This window comes from Streptomyces sp. DSM 110735 (assembly GCF_016482685.1).
In the GTDB taxonomy this organism is placed as follows: domain Bacteria; phylum Actinomycetota; class Actinomycetes; order Streptomycetales; family Streptomycetaceae; genus Streptomyces.
Map to the genome: position 1 here is coordinate 353,972 of NZ_JACYHF010000002.1, position 22,177 is coordinate 376,148.

General features: G+C 73.6%; 1 protein-coding gene. It reads right to left on the minus strand.

Translation table 11 applies throughout. The features are described 5' to 3' along the window. Nucleotides 1–22,002: a non-ribosomal peptide synthase/polyketide synthase gene (locus IF655_RS04395; RefSeq protein ID WP_199582157.1), complete on the minus strand. Its 22,002-nt coding sequence runs from the start codon at nt 22,000–22,002 to the stop codon at nt 1–3. Nucleotides 22,003–22,177 lie beyond the last annotated feature (175 nt).

Below are 22,177 nucleotides of genomic sequence, written 5' to 3' on the forward strand. Positions count from 1 at the left end.
TCAGTCGGTCTCGGCGCGGGCGTCGGCCCGTCGTACGAGGGCTTCCAGGGCGCGGAACCAGGTCCGGGCGAGGTCGTCCACCGCCTCCTCGGTGAGCAGGTGGGTCGCCCAGGCCCAGTGGGCGTTCAGCCGGGGACCGTCGGCGCGGTCCTCGGTGAGGGCGTTGAGCGTGAGGGCGTGCGACATCGGCATGGCGGGGTCGGCGTCGAGGTCGGCGGCGTCCTCCTCGGGGGCGTAGGACCAGTCGGCTGCCTCGGCGTGGCCGAAGCGGCCCATGTAGTTGAACTCGATCTGGGGTTCGTCGAGTTCGGCGAGCAGCGGTCCGGTCTCCGGGTCGAGGTGGCGCAGGAGCCCGTGCCCGATGCCCGAGGCGGGCAGCTCCGCGAGGTGGCGGCCGATCGCGGCGAGCGCGGTGTCCACCGCGGGTCCGCCCGCGAGGGCGTCGGCGGGGTCGATGCCGCCCGGGTCGAGCCGGACGGGGACCACGCTGGTGAACCAGCCGACGGTACGGGACAGATCGGCGTCCCCGGTCAACTCCTCCTCGCGACCGTGCCCTTCGAGGTCCACCAGGACGGCTCCGCCCGTGTTCCCGGTGTCCAGTGCGCGTTCCCGCCAGTCCGCCACGGCGAGCGCGAACGCGGTGAGCAGCACGTCGTTGACGGTGGCGCCGAAGGCTGCGGGGACGCGCCCGAGCAGCGGTCCGGTGATCTCGGGTGGCAGCGTGAGGGACAGATAGCGGGTGGTCTCCACCGTGTCCCGCGCGGGGTCCAGCGGTCGGGCCAGCGGGAGTCCGGCGCCGGGGGCGAGTTCGGTGCGCCAGTGGGGCAGTTCGTCGGTGCGTGCCGGGTCGGTGGCGTGGGCGGCGAGCAGCCGGGACCAGCGGGCGAACGAGGTCTCCACGGGCGCCAGTTGGGGCGTGCGGCCAGCTCGCAGGTCGCCCCAGGCGGTGGCGAGGTCGGGCAGCAGGACCCGCCAGGACACGCCGTCGACCACCAGGTGGTGCACGAGGAGCAGCAGCCGTCCCGGGCGGTCGGGTCCGGCGTCGAACCACACGGCCCGGACCATCGCCCCGCCGTCCGGGTCGAGCCCGTCGCGGGCGCGGGCGGCGTGCCGGGCGATGGTCTCACGCAGTCCGGTGTCGTCGGCGTCGCGGACATCGACGCGGGTCAGCCAGGTCTCCGTGTCCTGGGAGGCGGGCACCCGCAGGGTCCACGTCTGCCCGTCCGGACCCCGGTCCAGGCGGGCGCGGAGCATGTCGTGGCGGTCGGCGAGCGCCCGCAGCAGGGTGCGCAGACCGGGTTCGTCCAGGTCGGCCGGGGTCTGGACGAGGACTGCCTGGTGGTAGGCGGCGATGGGGCCGCCGCGCTCGCGCAGGGCGTACATGATCGGTGTGAGCGGGACGGTCCCCGTGCCGTCGTCGTGCCCGGGCACGCGCTCGGCGGCGCCGAGGGGTAGGGCGACGGTGGCCAGCTCGGCGACCGTGCGCAGCCGGAACACCTGGCGGGGCGTGATCCGCAGCCCGGCGGTCCGGGCGCGGGCGACCAGGTGCATGGCGACGATACTGTCCCCGCCGAGGGCGAGGAAGTCGTCGTCGGCGCCGACCGTGTCCTCCGGCAGACCCAGCACCTCCGCGAACAGGTCGCGCAGCAGACGCTCGGTGTCGTTCGCGGGTGCCCGCCCGGGCGCTCCGGTGAGCCGGGGTGCGGGGAGGGCGGCACGGTTCAGCTTGCCGTTGGACAGCAAGGGGAGTTGGTCGAGCACCACGACTGCGGCCGGGACCATGTACTGCGGCAGCCTCGCGGCCAAGTGGGCGCGCAGATCGCCCGGTTCGGCGTCACCGCCGGGGACCTCGGCGTACGCGACGAGCTGGCGTACGCCCGGCCGCGGTTCGCGTGCGGTGACGACCGACCGCGTGACCGCCGGGTGGGTGTTCAACGCCGCCTCGATCTCCGCCAGTTCGACGCGGTACCCGCGGATCTTCACCTGGTCGTCGGCGCGGCCCGCGAACTCCAGCAGTCCGTCCTCGGTCCAGCGGGCCAGGTCGCCGGTGCGGTACATCCGGGCGCCGGGTGCCCCGAAGGGGTCGGCGGTGAAGCGCTCGGCGGTCTGACCGGGCAGACCGAGATACCCGCGCGCCAGTCCGGGTCCGGAGAGGTACAGCTCGCCCGTGACACCGGGCGGGACCGGGCGCAGCGCCGAATCCAGCACATAGGCACGGGAGTTGTGCACGGCCCGCCCGACGACGGGACGCTCGCTGTCGCTCACCCGCCCGATCAGGGCGTCGACGGTCGCCTCGGTGGGTCCGTACAGATTCACCGCGTCGGTGTCGCGCAGCGCCGCCAGCCGGGTCCACAGCGACTCGGGCACCGCCTCCCCGCCGAAGCCGACGGCCGCGAGCGGGCACTCGCCGTCCGGGGTGAACAGTCCGGCGTCCGCCATCCGGTCGAGCACGGACGGGGTGACCTCGATGAAGTCGATGCCCCTCTCGCGGATGAACGGGGTGAGCAGCTCCGGGTCGCGGCAGGTGTCGTCGTCCGCGATGTGCAGCGCGTGCCCGTCCAGGAGCCAGAGCTGCGGCTGCCAGGAGGCGTCGAAGGCGAACGACCAGGCGTGGCCGACGCGCAGGTGACGGCGGGCGGTGCGGCGCTTGGCCGGGTCGTGGAGGTCGTGCCGGTGGCTGTGGAAGAGGTTGACGAGCCCCCGGTGGGTGACGACGACACCCTTGGGGCGCCCGGTGGAGCCGGAGGTGTGGATGACGTAGGCGGGGTGGTCGGGTCCCGGCGGGGTGACGGGCGCCTCCGGGGCGTCGGTCAGGTCCTCCAGGCGTACGACCGGAACGTCCGTCTCGGGCAGGGCGGTTGCCAGGTCGGCGGTGGTCAGGATCAGGGTCGGGCGGGTGTCCGCGAGCAGGTCGCGCAGGCGGGACTCGGGCAGGTCCGGGTGGAGGGGTACGTACGCGGCGCCCGACTTCAGCACGGCGAGGATCGCGGCGATGTGGTCGGCGGTGCGGGGCAGCGCGAGGGCGACCAGTCGCTCGGGGGCGGCACCCCGGGCGGCGAGGGCACGGGCCAACCGGTCGGTGCGGGCGTCGAGTTCGGCGAAGGTCCAGGTGGTCGTGGCGTCGCTGACGGCGGGTGCGTGCGGGGTGGCGGTCGCCTGTGCGGTGAACAGGGCGGGGACGGTCGCGCTCGCGGAGTCCGCGTCCTTGGGCAGCGTGGTGTCGTTCCAGGTCTCCAGGACCCGTTGGCGGCTCTCGGTGTCGAGCAAGTCGAGTGCAGTGACCGGCAGTTCGGGCTGGTCGGCCATCGTGGTCAGCAGGGTGACCAGGGCGGCGGCGATGTGCCGTACGGTCCCCTCCTCGAAGAGGTCGGGGCGGAACTCGGCGGTGAGCCGGAGCCGTTCGGCGGGCTCGACCGCCCAGGCGAACGGGTAGTGCGTGGCGTCCTCGTGGTCGCGGACGGTGCTCCGGGGTCGGTCCGTGTGCTCGTCGTCGGGCTCCTCGGCCACCGGGTACGACTCGAACACCATCAGGGTGTCGAAGAGTTCACCGAGTCCGGCGGCTCGCTGGATGTCGGCGAGTCCGAGGTGCTGGTGGTCGATGAGCCGGGACTGCTCGTCCTGGAGGCGGGCGAGCAGGGTCGCGACGCTCTCCCCCGACCGCGTGCGGACCCGTACCGGCACGGTGTTGATGAACAGACCGATCATCGTCTCGGCGCCGGGCAGTTCGGGCGAGCGGCCCGCCACCGTGGCGCCGAACACCACGTCCTCACGCCCGGTGAGCCGGCCGAGCAGGATGCCCCAGGCCGCCTGGACCAGGGTGTTGAGGGTGAGCCCCTGGGCGCGGGCGAAGGCGTCGAGGGCGGCGGTGCGGTCCGGGTCCAGCTCGACGGTGTGCGTGTGCGGGACCCCGGAGGCGCGGCCGGGGTCGGCGGGGGCGAGCCGGGTGGGCTCGGTGAGACCGTCCAGGGCGTCGGTCCACGCCGTGGCGGAGACCTGGGGGTCACGGGCGGCGAGCAGGCGGAGCTGGGCGCGGTAAGGGGCGGGTGCGGGCAGGTCGCGGCCCTCGTAGAGCTGCCACAGCTCGGCGGTGAGCAGCGGCAGTGACCAGCCGTCCAGCAGGAGGTGCTGGTGGGAGAGGACGAGCCGGTGCCGGTGCGGACCGAGGCGGGCGAGGAGCAGCCGCAGCAGGGGCGGGCGGGCGGTGTCGAAGCGGCGGCGCTCCTCGCGCAGGAGCCGATCCCATGTGCCCTGGTCACCGGCGTCCTCGGCGCCGAGGTCGACCTGCCGCCAGGGCACGGCGACCGTGCGCGGTACGACGGCGACGGGACGCCCGGAGGACAGGTGCCGGAATCCGGCGCGCAGGTTCTCGTGCCGGTCGAGCAGGTGCTGGGCGGCGGCGCGCAACCGCTCGGCGTCCAGGGGACCTTCGAGGTCGTAGGAGACCTGGACGGTGTACACGTCCGGTCCCTCGTCGCCGTCGTCCAGGGCGGCGTGGAAGAGCAGTCCGGCCTGGAGCGGGGTGACGGGCAGCAGCTCGGTGCCCGGGGGCAGCGCGGCGAGTTCGGCGCGTTCGGCGTCGGTGAGGGCGAGCAGGTCGGTGGTGTCGTCGGCGCCGTCGGACGGGGTCGGGTCGGTCGCCGTGGCGGCGAGTCCCGCCGCCGTCTTGTGGCGGAAGACGTCACGCGGGCTGAAGGCGAGACCGGCGGCGCGGGCGCGCGCGACGAGCTGCATGGCGACGATGCTGTCGCCGCCGAGGGCGAAGAAGTCGTCGTCGGGACCGACCCGTTCGAGCCCGAGGACTCCGGCGATCAGGGCGCACAGGGTCGCCTCGCGCGGGGTGCGCGGGCGCGTGTCCGTGACCTCGGCGGCGAAGTCGGGCGCGGGCAGGGCGGCGCGGTCGAGCTTGCCGTTGGGGGTGAGCGGGAGCGCGTCGAGGGTGACGACGGCGGCCGGGACCATGTGGTCGGGCAGGGTGGTCGCGGTATGGGCGCGCAGCAGCGCGGAGTCGAGGTCCCCGTCGCCGGACGGGACGACGTAGGCGACGAGGTGTTCGTCGCGGAGCAGGACGGTCGCGTGGGCCACGGACGGGTGGGCGGCGAGGGCAGCCTCGATCTCGCCGGGCTCGACGCGGAAGCCGCGCAGCTTCACCTGGTGGTCGGTGCGCCCCAGGTACTCCAGCTCGCCGTCGACCGTCCACCGGGCCAGGTCTCCGGTGCGGTACATGCGGGTGCCGGGCGCGTCGAAGGGGTTGGCGACGAAGCGTTCGGCGGTGAGCGCCGCGCGGCGGAGGTATCCGCGCGCCAACTGGGCGCCGGACAAGTACAGTTCACCGGCAACTCCGGGCGGCACCGGGCGCAGTCCGGCGTCGAGGACGTAGGCGCGGGTGTTCCAGACCGGTCGGCCGATCGGCACGGTCAGCGGGTCGGGGCGCACCTCGTGCGCGGTGACGTCGACGGCAGCTTCGGTGGGACCGTAGAGGTTGTGCAGCGCGGTGTCCGGGAGCACCCGGTGGAAGCGGGCGGCCAGCGGTGCGGGCAGCGCCTCGCCACTGCTGAACACCCGGCGCAGGACCGTGCCGTTGGCGGCCGTGGGCTCGTCCAGGAAGGTGCGCAGCATGGACGGCACGAAGTGCGCGGTGGTGACGCCCTGTTCGCGGACGAGGTGTGCGAGCCGGGCGGGGTCCTTGTGTGCCTCGGGCGGGGCGACCACGAGGGTGGCGCCGGTGATCAGCGGCCAGAAGAACTCCCACACCGACACGTCGAACCCGGCGGGGGTCTTCTGCAACACCCGGTCGTCGGCGCCGAGTTCGTAGGCGTCCTGCATCCACAGCAGCCGGTTGACGATGGCCGTGTGCAAAACGGTGACGCCCTTGGGGCGGCCGGTGGAGCCGGAGGTGTAGATGACGTAGGCGGGGTGGAGCGGGTCGTAGGCGTCCGGGAGCGCCGCCTCCCGGGTGGTGGCGGGGGTGCCGTCCGGGTGCACGGTGAGCCGGGGGACGCCGGTGTCCGGGAGGTCGATGCCGTCGGCGGTGACCAGGCAGACCGGGCGCGCGTCGGTGAGCGTGTACGCCAGCCGGTCGGTCGGGTGGTCGGTGTCCAGCGGCAGGTAGGCGGCGCCCGCGCGGTGTGCGGCGAGCAGGGCGACGACCAGTGCGGTGGAGCGGGGCAGCGCGACGGCGACCGTGGACTCCGGCCCGGCGCCGTGGGCGCGGAGGGCGCGGGCGAGCCGGTCGACGCGTCGGTCCAGCTCGGCGTAGGTGAGTGAACTGCCCTCGAAGACAAGGGCGGTGGCGTCGGGGGTGCGGGTCACCTGGTCGCGGAACAGCTCGGGCAGCGTGACGGACGGGACGGGGTGGTCGGTGGCGTTCCATTCCGTGCGGACGCGGGCGCGTTCCTCGTCCTGGAGCACGTCGAGGTCGCGGACCCGGCGCCCGGGATCGGCGGCGGCCTGCGTCAGGAGCCGTTCCAGACGGCGGGCGAGCAGCTCGGCGGTGGAGTGGTCGAAGAGGTCGGCGCTGTACTCGATCCAGCCCTGGATGCCCTCGCCCTCCTCCACGAAGTCGAAGCTCAGGTCGAACTTGGCGCTGGTCTGCCCGACCGGTTCACGGCGGGCTTCGACGCCGGGCAGCGCGGGTCCGGCGCCGGTGCCCGCGAGGTGGACGACCATGACCTGGAACAACGGGTGCCGCGCGAGCGAGCGTTCGGGGTTCACCGCCTCGACCAGCCGCTCGAACGGCAGCTCCTGGTGGTCGTAGGCGGCGAGGTCGGTCTCCCGTACGCGGGCGAGCAGATCGGCGAAGCTCGGATCGCCGGACAGATCGGTGCGCAGCACAAGGGAGTTGACGAAGAACCCGACCAGGTCCTCCAGCGCCTCGTCGGTACGCCCCGACACCGGGGCGCCGAGCGGGATGTCGTCCCCGGCACCGAGCCGGTGCAGCAGGGCGGCCACGGCTGCCTGGGCGACCATGAACATGCTGACGCCGTGCGTACGGGCCAGTCCGCGCAGGGAGTTGGCCAGTTCCGTCGGCACGGTGAAGCCGACGGTTCCGCCGCGCCCGCTGGACTCGGCGGGGCGTGGCCGGTCGGCGGGCAGGTTCAGCTCGGCGGGCAGTCCGCGCAGCACCTCGGTCCAGTGGGCGAGCAGCTCGGTTTCCGTCGCCTCCAGCAGGTCGCGCTGCCAGAGGGTGTAGTCGGTATAACTCGCGGACAGCGGCGCCCAGTCGGGGGCGCGACCTTCCGTGCGCGCCGCGTAGGCGGTACTCAGGTCCTCCAGCAGGGGCCGGTCGGACCACTCGTCGGTGGCGATGTGGTGGAGCAGGAGCAGCAGCACGTGCTCGTCCGGACCGGTCTCGAAGAGGGTTGCCCGAAGGGGCAGTTCATGCTCCAGTTCGAAGACATGGGCGGTGTGGACGGCCAGTTCCTCGTACGGCGCCTCGGCGAATGGCACCTGAGCCTCTGCCGGGTCGAGCACCCGCTGGTACGGCACTCCGTCGACGGCCGGGAAGACCGTGCGCAGCGGGGCATGCCGTGCCACCACGTCGTTGAGCGCGTCCTCCAGCGCCCGCCGGTCCAGCGCACCGGTCAGCCGCCAGGCGGCCGGGACGGTGTACGCCGTGCTGTCCCGCTCCACCTGCGCCAGCAGCCACAGCCGTCGCTGGGCCGCCGACAGCGGCAGCGGCTCCGGGCGCGGCCGGGGGTCGGCCAGGGCGGGGCGCTGCGCCGAACCGGGCGTGTCGAGGCGGGCGGCGAGCCGGGCCGGGGTGGGGGCGTCGAAGACGGTGCGCAGGGTGAGTTCCGCGCCGAGGTGGGCGCGGACGCGGCTGACCAGGCGCATCGCGAGCAGGGAGTGGCCGCCGAGGGCGAAGAAGTCGTCGTCCGGACCGACCCGTTCCGCACCGAGGACGGCGGCGAACTGCTGGCACAGCAGCTCCTCGCGCGGGGTGCGCGGCGCCCGGCCGCCCGGCGCGGAAGACGCGACCGGATCGGGGGCGGGCAGCGCCGCCCGGTCGAGCTTGCCGTTGACCGTGCGGGGCAGCGCGTCGAGGGTGACGAAGGCCGCGGGGACCATGTGCTCGGGCAGCCGGGCGGCGGCGTGAGCCCGCAGGTCGGCGGGGTCGGGACCGGCGGTGTCCCGCACCGGGACGACATAGCCGACCAGACGCGGCACCCCCGGCTGGTCCTCCCGTACGACGACGGCGGCAGCGGATACACCAGGGTGCCCGGTGAGGACCGTCTCGATCTCCCCCAGCTCGATCCGGAAGCCGCGCAGCTTCACCTGGTCGTCGGCGCGCCCGAGGAAGACGAGCGTGCCGTCGGGACGGCGCCGCACGAGGTCGCCCGTGCGGTACATCCGCGCGCCGGGTTCCCCGAAGGGATCGGCCACGAAGCGCTCGGCGGTCAGCCCGGGGCGCCCCAGATAGCCCCGCGCCAGTCCGGCGCCCGCGAGGTACAGCTCGCCGGGCGCCCCGACGGGGGCGGGGCGGAGCCGCGGGTCGAGGACGTGGGCGCGGAGGTTGTCCAGTGGAGCCGCGCTGTCGCCGTCGGCGGTGTGGTGCCAGCCGTAGGCGTCCACGGCGCACTCGGTGGGTCCGTACAGGTCGTGGACGGCGGTGCCGGGGAGCGCGGTCAGGCGCTGCCACAGGGCGGGCGGGGTGGCTTCGCCGCCGACGGCGAGTACGGCGGGCACCCGGGTTCCGGGGGTCAGGAAGCCGTGGTGGATCAGTTCGCGGAGATAGGTCGGCGTGAGGTCGGTGAAGTCGATCGCGCTGTCGTCCAGGCGGCGCAGCAGCGCGGCGGGGTCGAGCATGGTCGTCTCGTCCACGACGTGCAGTTCGTGGCCCGCGAGCAGCCAGAGCAGGGGTTCCCAGGAGCCGTCGAAGACGAAGGAGGCGGCGTGTACGGCGCGCAGCGCGTCGCGGCCGGTGTCGCGCATCGCCGGTTCGACGAGGTCGCGCAGGTGGGAGCCGTAGAGGTTGCTCAGCCCCTGGTGGGTGCCGACGACACCCTTGGGGCGGCCGGTGGATCCTGAGGTGTAGATGACGTAGGCCGCGTCCTGGGGCTCGGGCGTCGTCCGGTACGCGCCGGGGGCGGGGAGCGGGTCCTCGTCCAGCAGGATCAGCGGGGTGCCTGGGGGGAGGCGGTCGGCGAGGGCGCGGGTGGTGAGGACGCGGACGGGTGTCGCGTCGCCGAGCATGAACTCCAGGCGTTCGGCGGGGAGTTCCGGGTCGAGCGGCAGATACGCGGCGCCGGAGGCGAGGACGCCGAGGAGTGCGGGCACCATCGCGTGCCGGGGCAGGGCGAGACCGACGACGGAACCGGGCGTGACACCCCGGGCGTGCAGAAGGGCGGTCAATCCCTCCACGTCACGCTGGAGTTCGGTGAAGGAGGTGCGCCGCAGGTCGTCGTCCGGACCGGTGACGAGCGCCGTACGGCCGGGGTACGCGCGCGCCGTGTCCGCGAGGATCCGCGGAACGCTGCGGGACTCCACCGTCCGCGCGGTGTCGTTCCAGTCGGCGCCCCGCTCCCCCTCGGTGAGCAGGTCCAGCGCGGCGATCGGGGCGTCCGGGGTGCGGGCTGCCTCGGCGAGGAGCAGGACGAGACGCCGGGCGAGGAGGTCGGCGGTCTCCGGGTCGGCCAGGTCGGTGGCGTACTCCAGCAGGAGCGTGATGCGCCCGGTGCTGTCGGACTCGTCCACGAAGGTGAAGTCGAGGTCGAACTTGGCGGTCCCGGTGTCCATGTCGTACCAGCGGCTCACCGGCAGCCCCAGCAGGGTGCCGGGGTCGCCGTCGGGGCGGTGGTGGTAGCCGAGCATGACCTGGAAGAGGGGGTTGCGCCCGCTGACGCGGGGCGGGTTGACGGCTTCCACCACGTGGTCGAACGGCACGTCCTGGTGCTCGAAGGCGGCGAGCGAGGACTCCCGTACCCGGTCCACGAGTTGGCGATAGGTGAGGTCGTCGCCGGTCAGGTCGGCGCGCAGCACCAGCGTGTTGACGAAGAAGCCGACCAGGTCGTCCAGTTGACTGTCGGTGCGGCCCGCGATGGGGGCGCCGAGGGGAATGTCGTCGCCCGCGCCGAGGCGGTGCAGCAGGGCAGCCGTGGCGGACTGGAGCAGCATGAACATGCTGGCGCCGGTCGCGGTGGACAGCTCGCGCAGGGCGCGCCCGGTGTCCTCGGGGACGGTGCACCGCACGGTGGCACCCGCACCGGTGGGCGCGGCGGGACGCGACCGGTCGAGCGGCAGGGTCAGCTCGTCCGGGAGACCGCTCAACGCCTGCTGCCAGTAGTCGAGTTGCTGCACCCCCAGCCGGTCCAGCAGACCGTCCTGCCAGAAAGTGTAGTCGGCGTACTGCACCGGCAGCGGTGCCCACTCGGGGGCGTGCCCGGCGACCCGCGCGGTGTAGGCGGTGTCGAGGTCGGCGAGGAAGGGACGGTCGGACCACTCGTCGGTGGTGATGTGGTGGAGGACGATCGCCAGGACGTGGTCGTCGGGCGCGAGGTGGAACACCTCGGCGCGCAACGGGAGTTCGCGGGTGAGGTCGAAGGGGCGCCGCTGGGCTGCCTCGATCAGCTCGGGCAGCTCGCCCTCGGTGCGGTCGGTGACGGTCAGGGTGGGCGCGGTGAGGGGCGGAAGGATGTGCTGGTACGGCTCTCCGTCGTGCTCGGCGACGAGTGTGCGCAGGGATTCGTGGCGGGCGGCCACGTCACGCAGCGCGAGCCGCAGGGCTTCCGTGTCGAGGGTGCCGCGCAGCCGCACGACCAGCGGGAAATTGTAGGCGGCGCCGTTGCCGGTGAGGGATTCCACGAGCCAGAGGCGCCGTTGCGCGGCTGACAGGGGCACGCGGTCCGGGCGGTCGGCGGCGGCCGTGACGGCGGGGCGGGCGGGCCTGCCGTTGTCGGCGCGGGACGCGAGCAGGGCGGGGGTGGGGGCTTCGAAGAGGTCGCGGATGGCGAGTTCGGTGCCCAGCTCGGTGCGGGCGCGGCTGACCAGCCGGGTCGCGAGCAGGGAGTGCCCGCCGAGGTCGAAGAAGCCGTCCTCGGCGCCGACTTCGGGCAGTCCGAGCACCTCGGCGAAGAGCCGGCACAGCGTCTCCTCCTCGGGGGTGCGGGGTCCGCGTCCGCCGCCGAGCGCGGTGACGGGCTCGGCGTCGGGCAGGGCGCGCACGTCGAGCTTGCCGTTGGCGTTCATGGGCAGCGTGTCGACGGTGACGAAGGCGGACGGGACCATGTAGTCCGGCAGTTCACGCCCGAGGTCCTCGCGGAGTCGGCGTACCAGCGCGCTGGTCTCGCGGGCGGCGGTGGGGTCGTTGGCGTAGGGGGCGGTGCCCGCGCCGGGACGGTAGAGACCCGCGGTGAGCCGGAGTTCGCCGGGGGCGATGAACACGGCGTCGTAGGTGCCGGGCGTGGCGGACCAGGTGGTGAGGACCTGGTGACCGGTGCGGGCGCCGAGGTCGTGCAGCGCCTCGGGCTCGATTCCGCCCTCCGCGGTACGTCCGTCGGGGACACCGGTGACACGCAACGGACCGTCCGGCAGGCGCTGTTCCAGCGACGCCGTACCGGGCCACGCGAGGGTAGGCAGCTCGTCCAGGCGGACATCCGGCTCGCCCCGGTACATCACCACGTCGTACCGGTGCCGGGTGAGTTCGTTGTGGTGGTGACCGCGCTTGGTGCGCAGGTCCACCCGGTGACCGAGCGTGGTGAAGTAGTCGGGATCGACCAGGAGTTCCTTCTCCAGTCGCAGCCCGCGCTCCACCGCCCGCTCCAGGTCGGACTCCTCCGTGCCCCGGGCGCGCTGGATCTCGGTGTGGAAGAGGCGGGCGTTCCGGAGGTTGCGTACGTCGCCGACGAACAGGGCGCCGCCGGGCGCGAGGAGGTCCATGGCGCCCTGGACGACCGTGGTGAGGTGGTCGATGCTCGGGAAGTACTGGACGACCGAGTTGATGACGACGGTGTCGAACCAGCCGGTGGGCAGCCCGGTGAAGTCCTCCGCGTGCTGACAGCGCAGCTCGACCTTGACGGCCGACTCGGGCACGTGCGCACGCAGTTCCTCACCGATCTTGCGGATGACGGGTGCCGCGAAGTCGGTCGCCCAGTACGCCTCGATGTGCGGGGCGAGTCCGGAGAGGAGCAGCCCCGAGCCGACGCCGATCTCCAGGACGCGGCGCGGGCGCAGCGCGGTGATGCGGGCGAGGGTGCCCTCGCGCCACTCGTGCATCTCCTCGAAGGGGATGGGCATCCCGTCGTAGGAGCTGTCCCAGCCGTCGTAGCGCTCGGTGCGGACGGCGGTGCCGATCTCCTCGTACTCGTCGGAGTAGATCTCCTGCCACTCCCCCACCTGGGCGTCCTCGGCGGTGGAGCGTTCCTCGGCAGCGGTGCGGGCGGGGACGACGTAGCCGACGAGGCGTTCGTCGCGGACGACGACGGCGGCCTGGGCGACGAGCGGGTGGCGGCTGAGGGCGGTCTCGATCTCGCCGGGCTCGACGCGGTAGCCGCGGATCTTCACCTGGTCATCGGTGCGCCCGAGGAAGTCGAGGTTGCCGTCGGGACCCCGGCGCACCAGGTCGCCGGTGCGGTACATGCGCTCGCCGGGCTCTCCGAAGGGGTCGGCCACGAAGCGGTCGGCGGTCAGTCCGGGGCGGTCCAGATAGCCCCGGGCCAGACCGATGCCCGCGATGTACAGCTCGCCGGGCACGCCGTCGGGCACCGGGCGCAGCCAGGCGTCGAGGATGTGGGCGCGGGTGCCCCGGATGGGGCGTCCGACGGTGGGGGTGGCGCTGTCGTGGGTGCCGCCGCCGAGGGTGTTGATGGTGTACTCGGTGGGTCCGTAGAGGTTGTAGCCGTACGTCCCCTCGGTGTCGCGCAGCGCCGTCCACACCGTCTCGGGGACCGCTTCGCCGCCGAGCAGCACGAGCGGCGGGACGTGCCCCTCCAACAGACCCTGTTCGATGAGGATGCGGGCGTAGGTGGGGGTGACGTTGACGACGTCGACGCGGTGTTGTTCGCAGTAGGCGGTCAACGCCTCGGCGTCGCGGCGCAGTTCCTCGTCGCAGATGTGCACCTCGTGGCCCTCGACGAGCCAGAGCAACTCCTCCCAGGACATGTCGAAGGCGAAGGACACGGTGTGCGCGATGCGCAGCCGCCGTCCCCCGGCGGAGGCGACGGCGGGGGCGAAGATCTCCTTCTGGTGGTTCACCTGCATGTTGGTCAGCCCCCGGTAGGGGGTGACCACGCCCTTGGGGCGGCCGGTGGATCCTGAGGTGTAGATGACGTACGCGGGGTGCTCCAGGCTGAAGCGCCGCCGTACGGGTGTGGCGGGCAGGGCGTCCAGGGCGGCGCGCGTGGCCGGGTCGTCGAGGAGCACGCGGGGCAGGTCGCCGTCCAGGGTCGCGGAGACGGCGGTGGTCGTCAGGAGCAGCAGGGAGCGGGCATCGGCCAGCATGAGCGACAACCGGTCGGCGGGGTGGTCGAGTTCGAGCGGGAGGTAGGCGGCGCCGGTGCGCAGGACCGCGAACAGGGCGATCACGGTGTCGAGCGAGCGGGGCAGCCCGAGGGCGACGATCTTCTCGGGTCCCGCGCCGTGGTCGAGGAGCAGGCGGGCCATCCGGTCGACGGCGGTGTCGAGTTCGGCGTAGGTCAGGGCGCGGTCGCCGAAGACGAGGGCGCGCGCGTCGGGGGTGCGGGTGGCTTGCGCGGCGAGCAGGTCGGCGATGGTGTCCTCGGGGTCGGGAACACGGCTCGCGGCCCACTGCCGGGCGAGCGCGCCCCGCTCCTCGGGAAGCGCCGGGTCGAGGGAGCCGACGGGAGCGGCGAGGTCGGCGGTCAGCCGGTCGAGCAGCAGGGCGAAGCGGTCGAGCAGGGTGCGGGCGCGGTCGGCCGGGATCAGGTCGGGGCGGTGGGTGAGGGTGACCTGGACGTTCGGGCCGGGGGTGACGACGAGGTTGACCGGGTAGTGGGTGGCGTCCACGTTGGCGACGGCGGTGGCACCGTGCCGGGTGCGCAGGTCGCCCAGCCGTTCGGCGGTGTCGTTGTTCCGCAGCACGAAGAGGGTGTCGAACAGCTTGCGGTGCCCGGTCTCCGCCTGGAGCACGCCGAGGCTCAAGTGCTCGTGCGGCATGAGGTCGAGGCGTTCACCCTGGACGCGGCGGAGCAGGTCGAGCACCGGTTCGGCGGGGTCGTAGGCGATGCGCGTGGGAACGGTGTTGAGGAAGAGCCCGATGATGCGCTCGACCTCCGGGACCTCGCTGGGTCGTCCGGCGACGGTGGTGCCGAAGACCACGTCGGTGCGGCCGGTCGCGGAGGCGAGGGTGAGCCCCCAGGCGGCGTTGAGCAGGGTGTTGAGGGTGAGACCGTGCGCGCGTCCGGTCTCGCGCAGCCGGTCGCCCAGGGCGGTGGGCAGCCAGAGGTCCAACTGGTCGGGAATCACGGGGTCGAGACCGTCGGCGGTGGGAGCGAGCAGCGTCGGCTCCTCCAGCCCCGCGAGCGCGGTGCGCCAGGCGGTGGTGGCGTCGCTGTCGTCCTGTGCGTCGAGCCAGGTGAGGTAGTCGCGGTAACTTCCGGGCGCGGGAAGCTCGTTGGCGTCACCGCCGGTGGCGTACAGGGTGAACAGCTCGTCCAGGAAGAGCCATGCCGACCAGCCGTCCCACAGGATCAGATGGCGGCCGACGATCAGCCGGTCACCGCGCTCGGCGCCGAGCCGTACCAGCAGCAGCCGGAACAGCGGCGGCGCGGTCAGGTCGAAGCGGCGCTCGCGCTCGGCGGCGGTCAACTCGACCAGCCGGGCGTCCTGTTCGGCGGGCGGCAGCCCGGAGAGGTCTGCCTCTTCGAGCGGGACGCCGGGGTCCTCGGTGATGAACTGCACCGGACGGCTGAGCCCGTCACTTGTGAACCCGGCGCGCAGACCGGGGTTGCGGGCGAGCAGGGTGCGGACGGCTGCGCGCAGCCGCTCGGCGTCGAGGCGGTCCGCGAAGTCGAAGGTCTCGTGGACGGTGTAGACGTCCAGGGTGGAGGCGTCGTCGTAGTTCGAGTGGAAGAACAGACCCTCCTGGAGCGGTGCCAGCGGCCACACGTCCGCGAGCCCGGCCGCTCCGGCGAGGGTCCGCACGCGGTCCCGTTCGGCGTCGGTGAGAGCGAGCGCGCTGACCGTACGGTCGCCGGACGCGGCGGCGACAGCGGGTGCCGCCTCGGCCAGTGCCGCCGGGGTGCGGTGGGTGAACACATCGCGCGGGCTGATGTCGAGCCCCGCCGCGCGAGCCCGGCTGGAGACGGCGATGGAGCTGATGCTGTCGCCGCCGAGCAGGAAGAAGTCGTCGTCGGGACCCGCGTCCGGGATGCCGAGGACCGCGCCGAAGATCCCGGTGAGCAGCCGCTCCCGCTCCCCCTCGGGCGCCCGGCGTACGGCGCGCTCGGTCTCCGGCGCGGGCAGCGCGGTCTGGTCCAGCTTGCCGCTCGGGGTGAGCGGCAGCGCGTCGAGGACCACGTAGTCGTCCGGCACCATCGCTGCGGGGAGTGCGTCGGCCAGGGCGGCGCGCAGCTCGGCGGGCTCCACCGTGCGGCCGCCGGCCGGGACGACATACGCGACCAGGCGCCCGTCCCGTACGGTCACGGCGGCCCGCGCCACCATGTCCCGCGCCGTGAGCGCCGCCTCGATCTCGCCGGGTTCGATGCGGTTGCCGCGCAGCTTGACCTGGCGGTCGGCGCGGCCGAGGTAGTCGAGGGTGCCGTCGGGGCGGCGGCGCACGAGGTCGCCGGTGCGGTACATCCGCGCGCCGGGCGTGGCGGCGTACGGGTCGGCGAGGAACCGTTCCGCGGTGAGACCGGGGCGCCCGTGGTAGCCCCGCGCCAACTGGACGCCGGTGAGGTACAGCTCGCCGGGCACGCCGTCGGGCACCGGGCGCAGGCAGGAGTCGAGCACGCGCAGACCGGTGTTCCACACCGGGCGGCCCAGCGGCACGGTCGGGTCGGGGGCGCTGTCGTAGGTGTGGTGAGTGACGTCGACGGCAGCCTCGGTGGGACCGTAGAGGTTGTGCAGCGGCACCCCGGTCAGGGCGTGCCAGCGGGCGGCGGCGTGACCGGGCAGCGCCTCGCCGCTGCTGAAGACCCGGCGCAGGCTCGCCGCCCAGTGGGGGTCCGCGGTGACCTCGTCCGAGGCGAGGAACGCCTCCAGCATCGAGGGCACGAAGTGCAGGGTGGTGACCCGCTCGGTCTCGACCAACTGGGAGAGGTACGCCGGGTCGCGGTGTCCGTCGGGAGCCGCGAGTACGACGGCGGCGCCTTGGCAGAGCGGCCAGAAGAACTCCCAGACGCTCACGTCGAATCCGGCCGGTGTCTTCTGCAACACCCGGTCGTCGGCGGTCAGTCCGTACGCGCCCTGCATCCAGGCAAGCCGGTTGAGGATCGCCCGGTGGGTGACGACGACGCCCTTGGGGCGGCCGGTGGAGCCGGAGGTGTGGATGAGGTAGGCGGGGTGGTCGGGGTGCGGGACGTGGGCTGCCGCGGCGCCGGGCTCACCCGCGGCACGCTCGCCCGCATCGGGCTCGCCCGCGACGGCATCCTGCCCGGCGTCCACGCACACGAGGTCCAAGTCACCCGCGTCCGGCAGCCGTTCGGCGTCCCGTACCGTCGTGACGACCGTGCGGGCGCCGGAGTCGGCGAGCAGATACGCCAGCCGGTCCGCCGGATAGTCCAGGTCCAGCGGCAGATACGCGGCACCGGTCTTCAGCACGCCCAGCAGCGCCACCATCAGCTCGGCCGACCGGGGGACGGCGACGGCGACGAACCCCTCGGGACCCGCGCCCCGGGCACGCAACTGTCGGGCCAACGCCCCCGCCCGGGTGTCGAGTTCGGCGTACGTCAGCGAGGTGCCCTCGAAGACGACGGCGGTCGCGTCCGGGGTGCGCGCGGTCTGGGCGGCGATGACGGCGGGGAGGGTGCTCGCGGGGACCGGGTGCCGCTCGCCCTCGGGGTGGGCGCTCGCCCGCTCGGCCGGGGTGAGCAGGTCCAGCGAGGCGACAGTACGGCCGGGGTCGTCGGCCAGGGCGTCGAGGACCAGGGTGAGCCGGTCCGCGAGGGTCTGCACAGCCTCCCCGGACAGCCGTCCCGCGTGGTACTTGAGACGCAGGTCGAGGCGCTTTCCGGGCTTCACGATCAGCGCGAGCGGATAGTGCACGGTGTCGTGGAAGGCGTGCCCGGCGATCCCGACCGTGCCGGTGGGGTCGGTGAGGTGCGGTTCGGCGGGATAGTTCTCGAACACCACGAGGGTGTCGAAGAGTTCACCGCCACCGGGGTGCCCCACCACGCGCTGGATCTCCGCGAGCCCGAGGTGCTGGTGGTCGAGGAGGGCGCTCTGCTCCCGCTGGAGCCGTTCCAGAAGGGCGCCGAGGGTGTCCGAGGCACCCCAGGTGAACCGGGTGGGCAGGGTGTTGATGAACAGACCGATCATCGACTCGATGCCGTCCACCGCCGCGTCCCGCCCGGAGACGGTGGTCCCGAACAGCACGTCCTGGCGCCCGGTCATACCGGACAGCAGCAGTCCCCAGGTCGCCTGGACCACGGTCCCGAGGGTCACGCCGTGCTCACGGGCGCGGGCGGCGAGCAGCGCGGTGGCGCGCTCGGGCAGGACGACCCGGATCTGGGCCGGGGCGAGCGACCCGGACCCTGCCGGGGTCTCCACCATCCGGGTCGGCTCCTCGACCCCGGCGAGCGCGGTACGCCAGGCGTCGCGCGCGGCTTCGTGGTCGGCGCGGGCGATGCGAGCCAAGTACGCGCTGTAGGGAGCTGGTTCGGCGAGGGCTGCGGGCTCCTCGCCGTACAGCGCGAGGAGTTCGCGGTGCAGGACCGGCAGGGACCATCCGTCCGCCACGATGTGATGGAACGTCAGGATCAGCCGACTGCGTTCAGTGTCGAGATGGACGAGGGCGCAGCGCAGCAGGGGCGGCTGGGCGAGGTCGAAGCGGTGGGCGCGTTCGTCGGCGGCGACCGCCTCGGCGAGACCCGCGCGTACGGCGGGTTCCTGGGCGGCGAGGTCCACCTCGTGCCAGGGCAGTTCGAGTCCGGTGGCGACGATCTGGGCGGGGCGCCCGTCGGGGAGCTGGCGGAAGCAGGCGCGCAGCGGGGCGTGCCGGTCGAGCAGGCGTTGGGCGGCTCGGCGCAGCAGGGTGCCGTCGACAGGACCGGTGAGTTCGATGACCTGCTGGACGACATAGGCGTCGCTCTCGCCGCCGTCGACCAGGGCGTGGAACCAGAAGCCCTCCTGGAGCGGTCCGAGCGGCAGCACTTCGCCCACGTCGAGGGGGTACTCCCCTTGCAGCGCGGCGAGTTCGGCGTCCGTCGGCGCGGACCAGGGAGTGTCCTTGGTGTCGTCCTGGGCTGCCGGTACGCGCGCGGCGGTGGCGAGTTGGGCCACGGTGCGGTGCCGGAACACATCGCGCGGGGTCAGTTCCAGACCGGCGCGGCGGGCCAGGACGAGCAACTGGATGGCGGTGATGCTGTCGCCGCCGAGGGCGAAGAAGTCGTCGTCCACGGTGACGGAGGGCACCCCGAGAGCGCGGGCGTACAGCTCGCACAGCAGACGTTCGCGCGGGGTGCGCGGGGCACGCCCCGAGCTGAGCAGCCCATAGTCGGGAACGGGCAGCGCCGCCGCGTCCAGCTTGCCGCTCGGCGTGACGGGCAGCCGGTCCAGCGGGACGAGGGCGGCCGGGACCATGTACTCGGGCAGCGACGCGGCGGCGTGCGCGCGCAGGGCGGTCATCAGGGCGGTGACGTTGCGGAACGGCGCGGGGCGGTTGGTGAGGGGGTGGCGGCTCTGGCCGGGGACGTAGAGCGGCAGGGGCGGGGCGCCGTCGCCCTCGTCGCCCTCGTCGCCCTCGTCGCCCTCGTCGCCCTCGTCAGCCTCGTCGCCGAGGGAGAACACCGCGTCCACGCTGCCGTCCTCTGCGTCCCCGTTCCAGGTGAGGTCGGCGCGGTAGCCGTGCCGCGCGGCGGTCTCGTACAGCGTCTCGGGGTCCACGCCCGCGCCGCCGGTCCCGGAACGGCTGCTGTCGTCCAGGGCGCCGAGGGCGGCGAGGTCGGGGGCGAGACGCGCGTTGGGCACACCGGTGACGCGGAGTGCGGTCGGACGGTCGCCGCCGAGGCGGTCACCGAGGGCGGCGGGGCTGCCGAAGGCGGACCACGGGACGGTCTCCTCCTCCCGGGCGCCGTCGGCGAGTTCGGACGACGGACGCAGCACCACGTCGTACCGATAGCGGGTCAGCTCGTTGTGATGGACACCCCGCTTGATCCGCACCTCGGCGGTGAACCCGTCCAGCGTGGCGAAGTAGTCCGGATCGACGAGGAGTTCGCCCTCCCAGGCGACCGCCCGGTCCACGGCCGCCCGCAGCGCCTCCTTGTCGGTCCCGTCCTCGGCGCGGGTGTGCTCGATCGCCGCGCACAGCGTGCGGTGCAGGCGCAGATTGCGCACGTCACCGACGAAGAGGGAGCCACCCGGGGCGAGCAGCCGGGAAGCGGCACGCAGCACATCGGTCAGGTACTCCGCGCCGGGGAAGTACTGGATCACCGAGTTGACGACGACCGTGTCGAAGTGGCCCTCCGGCAGCCCTGTGGTGTCGTGCGCGGGGCGGGCGAGCAGGGTCACCCGGTCCGCGAGGCCCGGTACGGCGGACACCTGCGCGCGGAGGGCGCCGACCGCCTCCTCGGACAGGTCGGTGCCCCAGTACTCGGCGCAGTCAGGGGCGAGCCGGGACAGCAGCAGACCACTGCCGACGCCGATCTCCAGGACGCGTCGGGGCCGCAGCGCGCGGATGCGGGCCACGGTGGCGTCCCGCCATTCGCGCAGGTCGGCGAGCGGGAGGGGCAGCCCGTCGTACATGCTGTTCCAGCCCGCGAAGTTCTCCTCGAAGCCCTCCGCACCCGCCGCCGAGTAGAGGAGTTCGTGCAGGTCCTTCCAGTCCGCGACCTCCGCCTCCCCGTCCAGCGAGGGCACGACGTACGCGGCGAGCCTGCGGTCGCCCGGGCGGTCCTCGCGGACGACGACGGCGGCCTGGTCGACGGCAGGGTGGGCGCGGAGTACGGATTCGATCTCGCCGGGCTCGATCCGGAAGCCCCGGATCTTGATCTGGCTGTCGGCGCGACCGTGGAACTCCAGCCTGCCGTCGGCCTTCCAGCGCACCAAGTCGCCCGTGCGGTACAGCCGTTCGCCGGGCGCGCCGAAGGGGTCGGGCACGAACCGCTCGGCGGTGAGCGCGGGGCGCCCGAGATAGCCGCGCGCGAGCCCGTCGCCGCCGAGGTACAACTCCCCGACGACACCGGCGGGTACGGGTCGCAGCCGGTCGTCGAGGACATAGGCGCGGGTGCCCGGGTCGGGGACGCCGATGGGCACGATGGTCCCCGCCGGGGTGTCCGGATCGCACAGACCCAGCGTGGAGTTGGTGGTCGCCTCGGTCGGACCGTAGGCGTTGAACATCATCCGGCCGCGCGCGTACCGCCCGACCAGCTCGGGCGAGACCCGCTCGGTTCCGGCCAGCAGGGTTGCCGTGGCGGGGAGTTGTACGTCGTCGGGCAGCGCGGCGAGCAGGGCGGGCGGCAGGATCATGAAGGTGATGCCGCGCTCCAGGGCGTACTCCGCGAGCGGTGCGCCGGGGTAGCGGCGGTCGGCGGGGACGACGACGAGCCGACCGCCGGAGAGCAGTCCCAGGCAGAGGTCCCAGAACGCCACGTCGAAGCTGGGCGAGGCGAACTGGAGGACGCGGCTGTGCGGACCGATCCCGAAGCGCTCGCTCTGGGTGGCGACGAGCCCCGCGACGCCCGCGTGGGTGAGGACGACGCCCTTGGGGCGGCCGGTGGAGCCGGAGGTGTAGATGACGTAGGCGGCGTGGGCGGTGGTCAGGGCGCGGGCGGTCTCGGGGTCGCGCGGCGGAAGTCCCGCCAGTTCGGTCTCGGTCTCCGGGGCGTCCATGACCAACAGCGCGATGTCCGAGGGCAGTTCGCAAACGACATCGCTGGTGGTCAGCACGCAGACCGGCTCCGCGTCCCCGAGCATGTACGCCACGCGGTCCGCCGGATAGTCGGTGTCCAGCGGGAGGTAGGCAGCCCCCGACTTCAGCACGGCGACCTCGGCGACGATCAGGTCCGCCGAGCGGGGCACCGCGATGGCCACGACCTGCTCGGGTCCGGCGCCGCGCGCGGCGAGTGCCCGCGCCAACCGGGAGGCGCGGTCGTCCAGTTCGGCGTAGGTGAGGGTCACGTCCTCGTGGACGAGGGCGACGGCGTCGGGGCGGGCGGCGACCTGGGCGGCGAACATCTCGGGCCAGGTCAGCGCGGGCACGTCGTGTGCGGTGTCGTTCCAGGCGTCGAGGACGACCGCGCGTTCCGTCGCCGTCAGCAACTCCAGGTCGCCCACCGGGGTTTCGGGGCGGGCGAGGGCGTCGGCGAGGAGGGTGGCGTAGTGGCCGAGGACGCGGTCGGCGGTGGTGGGCTCGAAGAGGTCGGTGCGGTAGGAGAGTTGGAGGGCGTCCGTGACGTCGAGGGCGAGGTCCGGCGGGCTGCCCCAGGGCTCCGGTCCGAAGCCGGTGGCGCACAACAGGGTTCCCCCACGGCCCGGTTCGAGGGTCAGCGAGGCGAGCACCTCGGCGGTGGGCAGCCGGTGTTCCTCGGCGGCGGCGATCTCCGCCTCCACCCGGGAGCACAGCTCCGCGAAGGTCGTCGCACCTTCCACGGCGACCCGCAGCGGGAGTCCCGCGCGGGCCACGACGACGTCGGTGGCCGCTCCGCCGTACCGGTGCAGGAGCGCGAAGTGGGCGGCGAGCAGGACGTGTTCGGCCGGGCGCGGCACGCCGAGCGGGCGGCGCCGGGTGGCGGTGGGAGCCGGACCGGCTGCCGCGTCAGAGGCGGGGTCGGCCGGGGCGCGGGGTGCGGTCAGGTCGACCGGCAGGGCGGTGTCCGCCGGTGGGCGGGCGAACCGTTGCCGCCAGTACTCCATGGTCGCGCCCCCTGGGGTCCGCGGTCCTTCGGTCATCGCCTCTTCAGCAGAACGCGTGTTACCCGACACAGCGGCCCGTGCCTCCCTTGTCGCGAGACGGAACCGGCTCCGGGGAGCCGCAACCGCTCGCATAGTAAGGTAAGCATTGCCTTACCTGATAGCCCTCTTCGAGAAGATCGACCCGATGGGCGACAACTGAGGTTATGCTCGC